Annotated in this window: 16 protein-coding genes; 4 read left to right on the top strand and 12 right to left on the bottom strand. The window is 45.9% G+C overall.

What is annotated here, in order from left to right:
- Positions 1-25: 25 nt before the first annotated feature.
- The 4 genes from GI364_RS09630 to GI364_RS09615 all read right to left on the bottom strand — a co-directional run bounded on the left by GI364_RS09630 (position 26) and on the right by GI364_RS09615 (position 3,965).
- Positions 26-283: a YuzB family protein gene (locus GI364_RS09630; protein ID WP_370541841.1), complete on the bottom strand. Its 258-nt coding sequence runs from the start codon at positions 281-283 to the stop codon at positions 26-28.
- Between the two features lie 76 nt (positions 284-359).
- Positions 360-1,103 (bottom strand): response regulator transcription factor, encoded by a 744-nt coding sequence (locus GI364_RS09625; RefSeq protein WP_198853378.1) that lies wholly within the window; start codon positions 1,101-1,103, stop codon positions 360-362.
- 382 nt (positions 1,104-1,485) lie between these two features.
- A complete protein-coding gene (locus tag GI364_RS09620; protein ID WP_198853377.1) occupies positions 1,486-2,997 on the bottom strand; it encodes a succinyl-CoA:acetate CoA-transferase ScpC in 1,512 nt (503 codons plus the stop codon).
- 329 nt (positions 2,998-3,326) lie between these two features.
- Positions 3,327-3,965, bottom strand: coding sequence for a YfbR-like 5'-deoxynucleotidase (locus tag GI364_RS09615; RefSeq protein ID WP_198853376.1), 639 nt, complete (start codon positions 3,963-3,965; stop codon positions 3,327-3,329).
- Positions 3,966-4,606: 641 nt separating this feature from the next.
- On the opposite strand from GI364_RS09615, the gene GI364_RS09610 reads away from it, so the two are divergent.
- The gene (locus tag GI364_RS09610) at positions 4,607-5,173 is read left to right on the top strand and encodes a hypothetical protein (RefSeq protein ID WP_198853375.1); all 567 of its coding nucleotides are present in this window, start codon (positions 4,607-4,609) and stop codon (positions 5,171-5,173) included.
- Positions 5,174-5,328: 155 nt separating this feature from the next.
- Here the strand turns inward: GI364_RS09610 and GI364_RS09605 are convergent, their stop codons facing one another.
- Positions 5,329-5,817 carry a PaaI family thioesterase gene (locus GI364_RS09605; protein WP_198853374.1) on the bottom strand — a complete coding sequence of 163 codons (489 nt, stop codon included), beginning with the start codon at positions 5,815-5,817 and terminating at the stop codon, positions 5,329-5,331.
- A gap of 264 nt (positions 5,818-6,081) precedes the next feature.
- On the opposite strand from GI364_RS09605, the gene GI364_RS09600 reads away from it, so the two are divergent.
- Entirely contained in the window at positions 6,082-7,245 is a 1,164-nt protein-coding gene (locus GI364_RS09600; RefSeq protein ID WP_198853373.1) for an ABC transporter permease subunit, read from the top strand.
- Here GI364_RS09600 and GI364_RS09595 read toward each other — a convergent pair.
- The 4 genes from GI364_RS09595 to GI364_RS09580 form a co-directional block, all read right to left on the bottom strand.
- A complete protein-coding gene (locus GI364_RS09595; protein WP_198853372.1) occupies positions 7,232-8,197 on the bottom strand; it encodes a COX15/CtaA family protein in 966 nt (321 codons plus the stop codon). The two genes, GI364_RS09600 and GI364_RS09595, sit on opposite strands and share 14 nt — an antisense overlap.
- A gap of 44 nt (positions 8,198-8,241) precedes the next feature.
- Positions 8,242-8,697 carry a DUF420 domain-containing protein gene (locus GI364_RS09590; protein WP_233096081.1) on the bottom strand — a complete coding sequence of 152 codons (456 nt, stop codon included), beginning with the start codon at positions 8,695-8,697 and terminating at the stop codon, positions 8,242-8,244.
- A 134-nt stretch (positions 8,698-8,831) separates the two neighbouring features.
- Entirely contained in the window at positions 8,832-9,077 is a 246-nt protein-coding gene (locus GI364_RS09585; RefSeq protein ID WP_198853371.1) for a hypothetical protein, read from the bottom strand.
- A 140-nt stretch (positions 9,078-9,217) separates the two neighbouring features.
- The gene (locus GI364_RS09580) at positions 9,218-10,654 is read right to left on the bottom strand and encodes a glycan biosynthesis hexose transferase WsfD (RefSeq protein ID WP_198853370.1); all 1,437 of its coding nucleotides are present in this window, start codon (positions 10,652-10,654) and stop codon (positions 9,218-9,220) included.
- Positions 10,655-11,167: 513 nt separating this feature from the next.
- Here GI364_RS09580 and GI364_RS09575 point away from each other — a divergent pair.
- Positions 11,168-11,497, top strand: coding sequence for a winged helix-turn-helix transcriptional regulator (locus GI364_RS09575; protein ID WP_198853369.1), 330 nt, complete (start codon positions 11,168-11,170; stop codon positions 11,495-11,497).
- 209 nt (positions 11,498-11,706) lie between these two features.
- Complete coding sequence (rpiB, locus tag GI364_RS09570) at positions 11,707-12,159, top strand: ribose 5-phosphate isomerase B (protein ID WP_198853368.1); 453 nt, start codon at positions 11,707-11,709, stop codon at positions 12,157-12,159.
- Between the two features lie 58 nt (positions 12,160-12,217).
- Here rpiB and dhaL read toward each other — a convergent pair whose 3' ends face one another.
- From dhaL to GI364_RS09555, 3 genes are all read right to left on the bottom strand, one after another.
- The gene (dhaL, locus tag GI364_RS09565; RefSeq protein WP_198853367.1) at positions 12,218-12,847 is read right to left on the bottom strand and encodes a dihydroxyacetone kinase subunit DhaL; all 630 of its coding nucleotides are present in this window, start codon (positions 12,845-12,847) and stop codon (positions 12,218-12,220) included.
- 13 nt (positions 12,848-12,860) lie between these two features.
- Positions 12,861-13,862: a dihydroxyacetone kinase subunit DhaK gene (gene dhaK, locus GI364_RS09560; protein ID WP_198853366.1), complete on the bottom strand. Its 1,002-nt coding sequence runs from the start codon at positions 13,860-13,862 to the stop codon at positions 12,861-12,863.
- Between the two features lie 123 nt (positions 13,863-13,985).
- The gene (locus GI364_RS09555) at positions 13,986-14,810 is read right to left on the bottom strand and encodes a sugar phosphate isomerase/epimerase family protein (protein ID WP_198853365.1); all 825 of its coding nucleotides are present in this window, start codon (positions 14,808-14,810) and stop codon (positions 13,986-13,988) included.
- Positions 14,811-15,074: the final 264 nt, after the last annotated feature.

Raw genomic sequence — 15,074 nt, 5'->3', positions numbered from 1 at the left:
TGCCAAGCAACCGCCGCTCTGCCTATCAGTTGGAATAGAACTGCAGTTCTTGAGCGATTACTGCTTTCACCTTGTCTAACAACTCATCCGTATTCTCTGCAAAAATCTGCTTATCATTGACTAAAACAAACGGCCTCACCCTGCACAATCCGCATCGTCCGAGACAATCACTTTGTAATACGGCAACTTCAGGAAACTCTGTCTCGAGCAGTTCCTCGAGTAACAGAAGTGCTGCAACATTCCCCTCACAAAATTCAACAATGACGATTCCGATAGCAAACACCTTCCTGTTGACAGCACAAACACAGGCCCGTTGGCGGCCTGTGCGGTGTCATGTTTGCGAGTCAATCCAACCGCTGTTAAGTTCCGCTTGCAAAACGGTAACCAATACCACGGACTGTTTGAATGTACTTTGGATTTCTGATACTGTCCTTCAGTTTTCTTCGCAGACCCTTGATATGAACATCGATGGTATTACTTCCGGGGAAATACTTCTCTCCCCAAACGGTACTCATGATTTCATCCCGCGACAGAACCCGCCCATTCGATTGAATCAGAATCCACAAAATGTCGAATTCGGATTTCGTAAGACCCAGGCTAGTTCCATTGAGTTCTGCACGCTTCCGATTATAGTCGATGACCAATCCGCTGTAGACCTGCACGTTGTCCAAATGCTGGAACGGTTTGCGCTGCCTCCGCTCGAGCACTCGTAAGCGATACAAAACCTCTGGAAAATCCGTTGGATACATGATGACCTCCGCATTTGCACTCAAATCCAGGTGATTAGGGTCCGCTTGTCTTGGCAGCAAGTATGCTGCAGTCAGGTTCCCTACCGCGTCGGCATTTGACTTGCATGAAATTGGAACGGCCACTGTGTGGTCCAGGATCATCACGTCAGGCTCCATGGCACGCATGACGGCCAATTTCACCGTGTGGGTTATGAATATATCAACACAGTTCTGAGACAGGTACTGTATAAGGTCTGTGAGGCGTTCAGGAAACAGACTGACAATCGCAATTCGAAGCGCAGTTTTGGATACCACAGAACAATCCGGAACAAGAATGTCCTTCTCGTGACTCCTCGTTTTCTTGAATCCGTCCATGGTGTTCCCTCCACAACTTCATTCATTAACTGTAAACCCTGCGAAACGGTGAGCAGGACGACTGTCTTTCAAACTAATTTTTCGTAAGCACATGTATTTTCCCAACTGCTATTCTATATCACAAATCGACAACTTGGCAAAACCACTAGCATTCATATTTCACCTAGTAGTCTCTAGAATACACCATCCCTTCCCTTGATATTCATGCCACCTTCATGATGAACCTGTGAATTTGGCTGTCATACCTCATGTATCTCTCATATATAAATTCGTTCAGGGTCATCTATGCCAACTTCATGAAAACCAAAGGGCCTTATGGGACTAAAACAGTCCCATAAGGCCCTTTTTCGTCCCGAACTGGGGTTAAAAACTCGCTGTGTGTCTATACCGTTGCAGATTGTCTGACGGGCAACATGCTTTGGGTCTCACTGTAGCGCTGATGGAACACAAATGCATGTTCCAAATCATGGGGTGTCTGCCCGCCGTGTTTCAAGGCACTTTTGTAATAATCCCACAGCGCCGTTCTATAATCTGGGTGTGCACAATGTTCAATCATCTGGCTCACACGTTCTCTGGGAGACAATCCCCGGAGGTCCGCCAAACCTTGTTCTGTAACAATCACATCGACATCGTGTTCGGTATGGTCAACATGCGTCGCCATAGGCACTACGGACGAAATCTTCCCATCCTTTGCAATGGATTTTGTTACAAATACTGATAGATAACTGTTTCGAGCAAAATCTCCCGATCCTCCAATTCCATTCATCATCTGTGTTCCTGCGACATGAGTGGAATTTACGTTTCCATATAAGTCCACTTCTAACGCGGTATTAATCGCAATCACACCCAGTCTTCGAATGACTTCAGGATGATTACTAATTTCCTGTGGACGAAGGACCAGTTTTTCCTTATATCTGGATAAGTCATCGAAAAACTGTTGCGCCATCGGTTTTGAAAGCGTGATGGATGAAGCCGATGCAAAATCCATTCTGCCTGAATTGAACAAATCAATCACCGAATCCTGCAGTACCTCAGAATACATTTTCAAGTGATGAAAGGGAGAGTCGAGAAATCCTCGTAACACTGCATTTGCCGTAGTACCAATTCCGCTTTGTAACGGCAGCAGTTCTTGACTTAACCGACCCATCCTCAATTCGTGCGTGAAAAAATCCAACAAATGTCCCGCTATTTGCTCCGTTTCGTAGTCCGGCGGCAACACTGTAGACGGATCGTCCCTCTGATTTGTCACGACAACACCAACCACCTTATCAGGGTTCACGTGCATTGATTCGGTGCCAATTCTATCTTCCGGCCGAGTGATACGAATGGGCTGCCGTCCCGGGCGATTACCTGGCATGTAAATGTCATGCAGGCCCCTCAGTTCCATTGGCTGCGATTCATTCAATTCGATAATGACCTTATCAGCTAAGTGGACAAATAAGGCACTGTTACCGACCGAAGTTGTAGGAACAATTGAACCATCTTCCAACAATGCAGCTGCCTCGATGACGGCTATATCAATCCCGCGCATTTGTCCACTTTGGAGCATTTCTGCAGTATGGCTTAAATGCTGGTCGACAAAGTTCAGTTCACCTCTGTTAATGGCTTTTCTCATACCCGCATCTGCTTGAAATGGCATTCTCTTTTCTATCGCTCCGGCATTTGCCAGAATCCCGTCGAGTTCGTGGCCCAGAGACGCTCCTGTCAACAAGTTCACTCTCGTTCCAAACTGTTGCGCCAGCTTGGCCATCTCCATGGGAACAGCTTTCGCGTCTCCCGATTTCGTGAATCCACTCATCCCTATTGTCATACCGTCTTTAATGAAGGAGGCAGCCTCTTTCGCCGACATCAGTTTATCGCGATAGTCTGAGTAAAGAATTCGGTCGTCTAACATACGATTATCTCCCTCGCTCCTGGTTTGGTATGTTCAGGTTCTCCTTATGCCAAGGGTGGCGGCACAAAGAGAACTTTCTGTACCTCGGTGATTGTACTGCAGGATGAAAGTGCACAGCAGAGCAAGATTGGCTAAATTTTTGACCGGAACGCGTGGACAATGTGGAGTCAATTTAAAAGAGAGGTAACATTAAGTACTAGTCGTAATTCACCTGTATCTCTTATCGTTTATAACTAGGCGCCTTAGTCTAGTTCACCTCTCTGTTTTCAGCACTGGTATGGGACGCGAAAGCGGACGTCGGCAACCACTACTATTCCTGTACGGCGCCACTACTTCCCTTCTTTACGCAACACCTCATGTGTAATGCGCCGGAGATCGACTGCAAAAATGTGCTGTTCGTTTAACATATCAGGCAAAATATTTTCCATGAAATAGGTTACACAATGAAGCTCCACATTTTCAATTGCGCTAAGTGCCTCTTGATACATCGTCACGAAACCAGATTCAGTATTGCCTCGCTGCAGTTCCTGATACGCCTCATACACCTGATCCATTTTATCGGCCACCTGAAGGATCTTTCCCTCGACCGAGTTGTCCTTCCCTTCTTTTAATTTCTCACGATAAAGGGCCCTGAATTCATCTGGAATATGCTTGTCAATAAATTTCTTGGTCATTGCTTCTTCGACTTCAAGCAACTGTGTTCGCAACTCGCTGGAGGCATACTTGACGGGGGTCTTAATGTCTCCGATAAAAACCTCCGCATAATCGTGATTTAATGCCTTTTCATATAGGGATTTCCAGTTTATTTTCTCGCCCTTTGACTCCTCCACAGTCCCCAAAAACTGAGCGTATTGCGCCACCTTGAAACTATGGCTAGAAATATTATGTTCCTCAAACTTGAATTTTCCGGGTGCACGAAAGATGCGTTCCAACTCATTTAAACTCTTGAAAAACGCATGAATCCCCACTCACAACACCTGCCGTTTCATATCCCGCAAATTACGAATTCGTTATTCGTCAGCACGGACAACCGCTATCCATTGTTACCAAGCAAACACAATCCTAGTCCTTGTGCCATTGGCACAGTCATTGATATGTCCTTGCCCATTCTGACGTGTCTCCAAAGAACAATGTCCCATAAGAGAGGCCAACTCGTCTCCAGCAAAGATGCTAAACCCCCCAGTCTCAAACAGGGGGGTTTAGCAGTATACAACAATATACTCCATTGGTCGAGAAGACCATATATAGAAACTCTTCAACTAGGTGTCAAAGAGATAACCAGCTGCAGTTGGATATATCATGGGTAGATCATCGGCCTCCTTTATCAAAAACCCATCAAATCCGCGTAATACGTCCAAGAAATCTACAATCCGAATGTGTCTCATTTTCAACAGATAAGTCAGAATATAAATTTTGTTTGAACTTGCTTTGAACCCTAGATTTTATTGTATAATGTAGGTAATATATGCGGCTCCTTTCAATCACCTCACTGGTTTCACAGTTCGGTTGCGCAGTTCATCACCTCATGTGTTTGCAAACTCAGGCGATGTCCAAAATGTCTAGAACAAAATTAACAGTCTATTCTGATATTTAAAGGGAGGTAGCAGAAATGGACTCAGCACTGCTCACAAAGCTTGAAACCATGAAATCTCACCTTCATCAACTGATGGAAAGAGAGTATCAACATCACGGAGAATTTCTGTTGGCATCTGTCGTTCAAGATGCATTAAGCTATGGATTTGTATCCTACGTGGACGTTCCCGTCACTTTGGAAGACATTCTGGAAATATCCCACTTTTCGGCAAAGTCCGTCGTTGAATACGGGCTCATTCACTTTTCTTTAAATCAATCTGTCATCAAGGAGTCAATCCGAGGAACACTGTTGGCTGTAGAGGGTTTAGGCGGAAGTACAGACCTGATTGCGACCTCAGTTTTCCTAGGGGCCGCAGAGGAACTCCTCAAATTTGGGAGTCATTGTTATTCGCAGTGCATTGGCTCAATTCTCAATGCCATTTCCGATTTTTACGTAGAAAGCGGTCGATCTTCCAGTGCTGCCGGGATTCGAGTTCTGTTAAAACACATGGCGGAACATATTCCAGACCTGTCCGGCCCCACGCCAAGGTCATCCTCTTCAGCCCAAATCATCTGGAGCGATTCGGCTGTCGGCGAAGGATAAACGGGCCCATTGTTCCCCAACCCTGCAACCACCAGTCACTAGCCACCTGAGAACACTGTTCCTGACTACGAATACCTGACCTCAGTTTTTACATGTGCCCAGGCTGGAAGCAGGCTGAGTTTCAACTCAACTCAGCCTGCTCTCATTCATTCTCGTTATGACTTCTTTCTCTTATGTTGTTTGTAGAAGTGCGCCATAGCTGTTGCCAGCGTGTCTCCTTCTCCATTTTTCACATCTGCTTGAAAGACAATCATCACTCTGGAATTTTGAATGACATTGACATGTGTCACAAGTTCATCGTCAGGAAGACCAGGACGAATAAAATTTACGGTGATATTCAAAGTCAGGGCTCGATCAATCGTGTTATCGATCTTAAAAGCAGTTTCTGCCATGGCTGTATCAAGAAAAGCGGTGGTTAGACCTCCATGTAACAGTCCGTAGCGATTGACTAAATCGTCTGTGACTTTCATCCGATAGGAGAAAGCGTTCTCTGTCTCATTCAGAAACTCAAATCCCATCAATTCCTGAACAAACGCCAGCGGACGATGGTATGTATCCTTCTTCGCACGAATGAGATTCAAAATTGCCTGCAATTCCGTTCCCGGCAAATCTTGCAACTCGGTCAAAATGTCGTCAATCAGCACATTCACTCACCTCACACGAAAAACTCCATCCTTGTTTCACATCATGATGCTGCCTTCTTAAAAGCACATCAAAACGTGAGCCTTGACGATGCGGCTGCATTAAGGTATTTTTACTGTACCACCCGTAGTAGTACACGTAGTTCTCTAGACGCATTTGCATGTATCCACATCTGTCTCTTTGGAATGTAAGCTGTGTATAAAGTGACGCTTCGCTGCCCCCGCTATCAATGAGGCAGCAAACCTACTTGAGGAGGGAATGCCCTCGTGAAGGAATCATTCTTACCCAAACCTTTACTATTTAAAGAATGGAAAGAACACCGGTGGTGGATCCTATCGGCATTTTTACTGATGCTGTACGGGCCCTTCTCCCACTTGCTGACGTTCGTCCAGCAGTCGCGTACAGGAAACAGTCAGGCGTTCATACTGTGGAACTTTCTAGCTCCCATCGTATACAAACTTCAATACTCCCCTGCTGCAAGTGGACATCCCGTGTCCAACGCTGTCATTAGCGGTGACGTTGCGGTCAGTTATTTTGCGCCCGTTGTGGCCATGGGACTCACGATTGTACTTGTATCGGCAGACAGAAACAAAGGAAGTCTGTGGTTTACATTGTCATTCCCAATTACGAGAAGTTCTCTGTTGCGCGTCAAACTGCTGCTTTCCGCAACCATCGTACTCACCGCTTTCCTGCTCAATTTCCTGCTTCTTGCCATCGTAGACCATGCTTCCGGGAATCCCATCACGTTCATCGCTTTATTGGAATGGCTCGGAAAGAACCTGCTCATATCGGGCGTCTTCATGGCAACAGGTCTAGCTTGCGCAGCAGTCATACAGGCCGGTCTCCTGACTGCCTTTTCCGCTATCCTTATTACTGCATTTCCTTGGGCTTTGGGATTATCCGTAGTTCGTTCGGTCCCCGTCTCAATCGGCCTGTCCATGCATCCCTCAACCCATCCAGGACACGCGGTTTCTCATGGACACTTGACCACGGCGCAGCACCTTTCCACGATTCTCCGGGGCCTGTCTCCGACCAGCTATTTCTCACCCGATGTTGGGTTTGGCGGCTCCTTTCAGAACGACAAGCTTATCCTCTCTGTGTCGGCGGGACACTCGATGAATTTTGCTGTCGTTATCTGGTTCCTCTTTCTGACCGCATTGTTCGCCTTTATTGGCTTCCGCGCTTATCTGGCGGCTCCCGGAGAAAACTATTCGCGATGGATCCAACTTGAGCAGATTCAGCCGTGGTATTACTTCTCACTCATTGGCGCAGGAAGTTTCCTTATCATCAATGCGATGACCGCAAGCAACACACATTTGAGCCATACTCCATATGTCCTCACCTTATACTGGTTTATACTTTGGGCAGGATTTTCACTACTGGCCGCATGGCTTCAGAAGTATTTACAAAGTCGGTTCAGTCCGTCCTAGGATGCTTTATGACGCGACTTTTTGGTTCAGGCAAGCTCTGCAGAGCAAGATAGCACAATGCGCCAAACACGAATGTTACAAAACTGATGTGAAGGAGAAACGCCCACAATACCTGGTGCGACCACACCAATAGTGCACCGGTGAACGCTAGGCAGAGCGCTAGTATGAACGTGATCCAACTGCCAGCGAGTAAATCTCGTCGCTTGCGTCCGTTCCGAGTCGCCAAAACGGCCAAGTACAGAATGAGCAGAATTAAACCAAATGCAATACTCCGATGGACAATGTCAACAATAAAAACGGAAGGAGACTGAGCCTCTGTTGGGAATGGCCAACCGCGAAACGCAGAGCCGTCGCCCGTGCTTGAAACGTACGCTCCAAAATACATAGCTCCGTACATATAAACAATCGTAAACCAGATGAGTCGCGACAACCGCAGCGGAACACTGCCGTGTCGTAAAACGCCGGACGACGTGATACCCGCCGCCTGTGAACCCTTATCACGCCGTTCGGATTTTCTAATTTGACGTAACACAATGACAAGCAGCATGGCACCGACAAACGCCAATAAAGAAAATCCAAAATGAAAGGCAAGGAACCACGGTGGGTCGCCATAGATAACGCCAAGGGCACCGAGGCCAGCCTGAACAAAAACAAAGCCTACAGTTACGGCAATAAGCGCTCTAACCTCAACCCAACCGCGATACAGGACCCACGCGGAAACGGACGTGATGAGGAGCAATACGGTTACCGTCGCAACCAGTGCTCTGTGGCTAAACTCAATGAGCGTCTTTAATCCCCAGACATGAGGAATCACAGCACCGTTGCACAGCGGCCAATCATGCCCGCAGCCAAGCGCCGATCCCGTTTCCGTATCAACAAAACCAACAATGTTGACGGCAAACAACCCCACCACTGTGAGCACGGCCAACACAAGTACAATGCGCTCCTTCACTTGACTGTGCACCTGGACGCTGACCTGTCGTCGTGTTAATGCCCTCATCCGATCCACGCTTTCCAGATGTTCGCTGTGGGACCCGGAGGATAAATCACGTACAGCATCAAAAACACAGTCAATCCCGTTGCGGCTGTGATAAACCACAGACTTACAGTCCAGGGACCGACCCTTCTATGCTTTCGAAACCGCGCCTTGAAAGCGTAAACCAATGTCACGACGCCAATGATACCGGCTACAGTTGCCAGAATAGAATGTGTCTGCAAAAACAACTGGTAGGGTGCTGCCAGGTTTTTTGGGCCGCCAAACATGGTGTCTCCAATTGCAAATGTTTTGAAGACATAAGTAATGAAAAACAGTGCAGCCAAAATGGAACCCGTCAACATTAAAAGCCGGTGTACATGAACATTTCTCCGGCGGATTTGCCACCAGCCAAAACCAAAAACAATCGCACTACTAATGATGAAACCTTCCATCACCCAAGGGAGTACTAATTCCACATTGCCACCCCATTTCACCACATGACAAAAAGACTATCATCATTGTAAACTCGTCTTTCTTCAAAAAGTCTCAAAAACAACCATTCGTAAACCCAACGAGTACCAGCTCAGATGTCAGTTGAGACGGTTCAAGATTAACGGTGCATGGTTCTTCGTCTGAAGTTCTTGATAGGAACTCTAAACTCAAGGAGTTTGTCTGAGTAATGAGTTCCCCACGCTGAGAAAATGAAAAACAAGAATCCACTCACGAACGCGTCGACATCTCTAGCGAAAATTAAAAATCCAGACATGATTGCCCCGAACAACACCGCAATTGAAAACAATACGGTTTTTGCAACCAGCATACTCTTATACTTCTTGGAGTCTCGCGACATCATCATGTGTCTATGTGCTCCTTCCAGTCGTTGTAAACCGCCAAGACAATTGTGACCTAATGACAATGCCTTTGACTAAGCGCCGTTACATTACTCCCATAAATATAGTTGCTTGATAAAATCAAAGTAAGTTCAAACATGTGATATTAGCGCGAACGCACATTCTTTGCGAAAATCTTATATAATAGCCAGACTACAGATAAGCCCAGCATAAAGTCCGTTATGACATCAAATACGAAGAGGTGCTTGACCAACTCGGTGATGCCTTCCGCCGTATAGGGTACTGGAAATTCCAGTATTGACATGAGTCCTATGATGATAAAGATGCCGACTATCGCACGGTTCTTTGAATTTGCGAACAAGAAGCGATAGATTAACAGGCCAAAATACAGCACGTAAAAGATGACGAGTGCCCATATGGACCTCGGCAGCAGTTTCCTTTTCAGCGTACTCCAACCGGACATTCGATGGGCAATTGTCACTGGGGGATAGCCGGAGGATTTCTGGAAGTTCCCTAGGTACATCGGCCTGTTTGTTACTGCAGCATCTGTTGACGACTGCATTGCTTCATAAAGCCGACCCGGGTGCGTCAGATAAAACTCGACGACTGACACGTGATTTACCTTAGCAAAGAAGTTTTTCTGAAATTCGGAACCCTCAACATTATATGGCTTGTTTTTGTCCCACCACGACATGTCAGCTAATGATTTGTATTTTTGGTCCACACCAAACCACTTTAAGTCTTTCACGACTGTCGCCTGTGGTTGATGGTACAGTACACCCCGAAACACGCTTTCAAACACGTTAATTTTGTTGTAGACCGGATTCGTAATTTTGAAATCAGCGAAGGCAATCAGGATCAGCACTACCGATAAGCCCATACTGAGTGTTTTCCAGGTTGACCCTTTCTGTACGAAGGCTAACCCGACGCACAGTATTGCTATCGGAAGGACTAAAGGTAAATCTTCCTGCTTAGCTGTTATAAAACTGGCAGCCGAAATCCCGAATGCAACTAAGTAAAAGAGACTTCTTTTTGAAGACACAACGATATTCATTGCAAATCCAATCATCAACAAAAATGACACGTAGGCTGCTGGTTCCTCGAAGAATGAGTTGAAATAGGTTGTGTATCCGATATCCGCAAATATGAACAGGCACAGAGCACCAGCAACATAAGCCACCCAGAGGTGCGGAGTCAGCATTTTCACGGCTCGAATAAGGAGAAAGAAAGAAAGGGATACGAAAAGGATGTAAATAACGCCTAAAATCTCAATATCAAATAGGCCTGGATGGAGAAAATGATTTATGACCAAGGCTGCGAGAATGAGCGGATACACAGAACTGAAATAGGCTATTGACTCGTGAGGAAAACCTGATCGAAAAAAGCGATTTGCATAATTCAGATACTCCAACTGCCTGTTATGACTCATATGCCGAATGCCAAACACTTGCATCGACCGAATGAAGTCTCCCTGATCTGCTAAACCTATCATATGCGGCAACATAATAGTGCAGTATATGAGAACAAAACCGACCACTGCGGTTATCAGTTCCGGGTGCCTCAACAAACTTCTTTTCGCCACCAGTTATAACTCCTTTTATCGTTAAGTATAAATACTTTGCCTAAGCCAACGCTGCCAAGGTACAGCATTGTTATGCCCGTTTCGATATTATCGTATTATTCCCTTAAGTAACAGTCCAAGACAGGTAAAGGTCCTTTTGAAAAGTCCCCTAAGTGACTAGTTAAAACGAAACTGTCATGATGAATTCTGTCCAAATCAACTTAAAAAATTCCATAGTCAATTCACCCTTTATAAATGACCCGTTCTTGGCATTGGCGTTCCGTTCCATTAGGAACACACTAATAGTGCGGTGTGAGATATTTCTCCAATTCTTACTTTCCGGTATCTACCTCTCTGTATCACCAGAATCAGCATTGATACACAAAACAGAAGGAACACAAGTGCATTACTTTGCCGCGACAAGGACGGGGTTGAGAAGGTGTCGGTATTCCGCTGCCCATTTTCTCAATCAGCCAGTTCATCTCCAAGGCCAGAGTCTTTTTGATGACTAAAACCAAACGGGTGGTGGTTTCTATGAAGTATCCTCACATACCAAGTAATTTTGAAAGTGCCTTTGAATTCCTTGGTAAACGTTGGTCGGGACTCATTGTTTATACATTACTTGATGGTCCAAAGCATTTTACAGACATCCTAGCCGTGCTGCCCCGCTTAAGCGACAGAATGTTAGCTGAACGGCTGAGAGAATTGCAATCAGTCGGCGTGCTTACCCGAAAGGTTTACCCTGAGCGACCCGTACGAATCGAGTACTCACTTACCCAAAAAGGGTATAGTCTGCAAACGGTCATGGCAGCGGTTCAAGAGTGGGCTCTTGTGTGGGGCACTGCCACACTGGTAAAGAGCTAGGCACAACCATGTTTCAGTTCAGCTTAACAGCAAACAACAACAACTAAATCAAAAGTTAATGAACATAAATGAAATAAAAAGAAAGTGGATGTCTTGACAATTTCAACAGTAATCGTTAACAATAGACGATAAGAACAGGATTTTTAAAAGAATTTATCAATTATGCTGTGTATGATTGTACGACTTTACATGCGAGAGGGGAAGAAATCGTGAACATAGCAATAGGTTGTGACGAGGCGGGACTTGCACTTAAGGCCACCATCAAGGACCATCTCTCAAGTTCAGGACATGAATGTGTAGACTACGGGTGCTTTGAAAATGAAGTCGTGGACTATCCCGATGTTGCTTATAAGGTAGCGAAAGAAGTCCAAGCTGAGAAGTTTGAACGAGCAATACTCATCTGTGGCACAGGACTAGGCGTTGCCATCACGGCCAACAAGGTCAAAGGCGTGCGAGCAGCGGTCTGCCATGATACGTACTCAGCAGAACGCGCCAGAAAAAGTAACAATGCACAGATTCTCACCTTCGGGGCGAGAGTCATTGGGCCAGAATTGGCCAAAACCATTGTCGATGCTTGGATGGAAAGTGAATTTCAAGGCGGGAACTCCACGCGCAAAGTCGAAAAAATTGGAACCTACGAAGAAACCGAATTTGATTCCTGAGACGGACTCAGGCAGGATGCGGCCCTATAGGTGTCACTCTCTATAGGGCCGATGCAGCTTACTGAGCGACAGTCTGGAGAAAAGTGGCTACGAGCAAGTAGGCAGAAGTGGCACCAGGGTCTTGAATCCCTTTCGATCTCTCTCCCAAGCGGCTTGAACGGCCAACTTTAGACACAAGATTAACGGTAGCTTTCATGCCCCGCTCGGCTGCTTGAACCGCTTCCGCAAATACACTGGGAAAGTCACCGGACTTCGATTCAAGAACTTCCAACGCAGGTTGTAGGGTGTCTATCATCGTTTTGTCCCCAACTTTAGACTGACCCCTTTCTTTCACTCCGTTAATAAACGAAATCCAATACTGTGAGAGTTCACTGTCATTGAGCTCCGATTTCTGCGAAACCACCTTGGCTGCTCTCAAAAATCCAGTAGCATACAACGGACCTACTGAAGAACCAACGGCATTCAAAAAGGTCATTCCGACTGCAGAACTGATTTTTCCGCAATCACGCTCGTTCGTCAACTCGCTATCCAACGTCTCATTGACTGCATGCCACCCAATTGACATAGTTACCCCGTGATCGCCATCACCTAATTTACGATCTAATTCAGAAAGATAGTCTTTCTTCTCTTCAATCACCCTGCCAACATCCTTGAAATATGAAATAAGTTGTTGAGCTGTGAACTTCACAAGAATCCTCTCCTTACTTTTGCACAAACATGGGGCAATCCACTGGATGGTCAAGTAGTTCTTTTAATTCATCGTCGAGTTTTGTAACGGTGACAGAGCAACCACCCATTTCAAGCGATGTAATGTATTCACCAACATAAGAACGATAAATATTGATTCCTTTTTCTTGCAAGACTTCCTGTACACGTCTGAAAACAATGTACAGTTCCATAAGCGGCGTCGAGCCCAATCCGTTTACCAAGACAGCTACATCACTCCCCGTGCTCAAAGGCATATCTTCGAGAATCGCAGCTAAAAGTATATCTGCGGTATTATCTGCTGATTCAAGTTGAGACTTCCTGACCCCTGGTTCCCCATGGTGTCCCAACCCAATCTCCATTTCATCATCGTCCAGTTCAAAACTGGGTTGCCCTGTCTGTGGTAATGAACACGGTGTCAGTCCAACACCCATGGACCGTGTATTCTCGTTGGTTTTACGAGCTATATTAGCTACGTCTGCTAACTTGAAACCCTTGTCTGCTGCCGCTCCGGCCATTTTGAATACAAAGAACTCCCCAGCAATACCACGGCGTTTCTCTTTCTCTTCTTTAGCCGCTGATGCGACATCATCTGATGTAAGTACCATCTCCACGTCAATGGACTCCATCTCGGATAACTCTGCAGCCATACCGAAGTTCATCACGTCCCCGGCATAGTTGCCGTAAAGGTACAGTACCCCAGCCCCCTTATTAATTGCCTTTGTTGCCTCTACAATTGGCGCAGGAGGCGGAGATGCAAAGATGTTGCCGACAGCGACCGCATCTGCCATGCCACTTCCAACGTAGCCCATGAAAGCAGGTTCGTGTCCAGATCCACCCCCGATGACGATACCGACTTTGCCTTCACGAGTTGCCTTATTTGTCACTAGCGAGCGCTTGTTGGACTCCAGTCTCCTTATGTAGCTTTGATGTGCGGCCACATATCCGTCAATCATTTCATCAACTACGTATTCAGGGTTGTTAATCAGTTTTTTCACAAGAAAGCTCCTTCCTTCATAAACATTTCTTTCTCGACCACAGACCCTGGACCTCTACCATGGACCCTGGACCAATCAACAAACGGTCGAGTAATACTGTAAACAACGTTCACGTATCCAGTCTCAGGCATTTCCTCGCACAATAGGAACGAGATTCTGCTCTACATATTTTCCGAGCTCAGCGATTGTTTCGGTCGTCTTCAACTGTGCCTCAGGCGTTTCCTCTTCCACCATAATCCAACCGCCGTACCCTCGATTTACCAAGACCTCGACGCATCCTTCAAAGTCGATATCGCCTTCGCCCATCTTTCTCCACTCATGACTGATTGAAGCGTCTTTAAAATGAACATGTCGTATCAACTGAAAGTATTCCTTAAATATCTCAGCCGCGTCCATATCTCCAAAAGTGATGTGGCCGACATCCGGTGTGTACCCCATATATCTCGAATCTAGACCTTCAAGCAGTATTTTATAGTCGTCAGCCGTCCTCCAATAAGAGGTTTTATAAGAAATGGGATGAATTGAGGCAATAATTCCTTTGTCATAGGCACGCTTTCCCAATTCGTTTGCACCATTAATAATTTCGCTTTGTCTTCGCGACAGGTCATCCCGGCTTGGCCCCACTCGTGATGGCACATTCAAAATGGCGCCCGGAAAATGCTTTAAATAATCAATGTAGTAGTCCGTTCTCTTTCGTTCCGTCTCTGACTCATGCCCCCCCTCAAAGGCCGTCGGTAACGTCAAGGCAGCTAGCTGCAAGTCCCTAGTCTCTAATTCATACCTTAAACGCTCAGGCTCATCGTGGTATCTTCCTAAGAGACTCACCTGCACATCAAGCCCTTGAAATCCACCATTTTGAACGTCATTCATCATTTTATCCATCATGTCGGCTTCAACGTCATAATCAAGCATCCAGGTTGAACCTTGACACCCGAATTTTATGCTCATTAGCATCGCCCCCAAATAATTCCTGTTTCCGTTTACACTAAAACGCCGTCAATATGATAAATCATTTCAACACTAATCATATACTTGTGTTTTGTCAATCATACTTTCATTTGAACGTGTTTCAAATGAAATCGACAACATTGCAACACGTATTTAAAATCAGTTTGTACCCAAAGCGTGTTCATTGCACCCTGACAAGAAGTCTGTCGGTGTGTGCTATGCACGGCGCGGCAAGACATTGCTCATGATTGCTATTGGCAAACA

It is taken from the genome of Alicyclobacillus sp. SO9 (assembly GCF_016406125.1).
Lineage (GTDB): Bacteria > Bacillota > Bacilli > Alicyclobacillales > Alicyclobacillaceae > SO9.
Note: the sequence above shows the minus strand (reverse complement) of the source record. Positions and strands in the feature narration are given on the sequence as shown.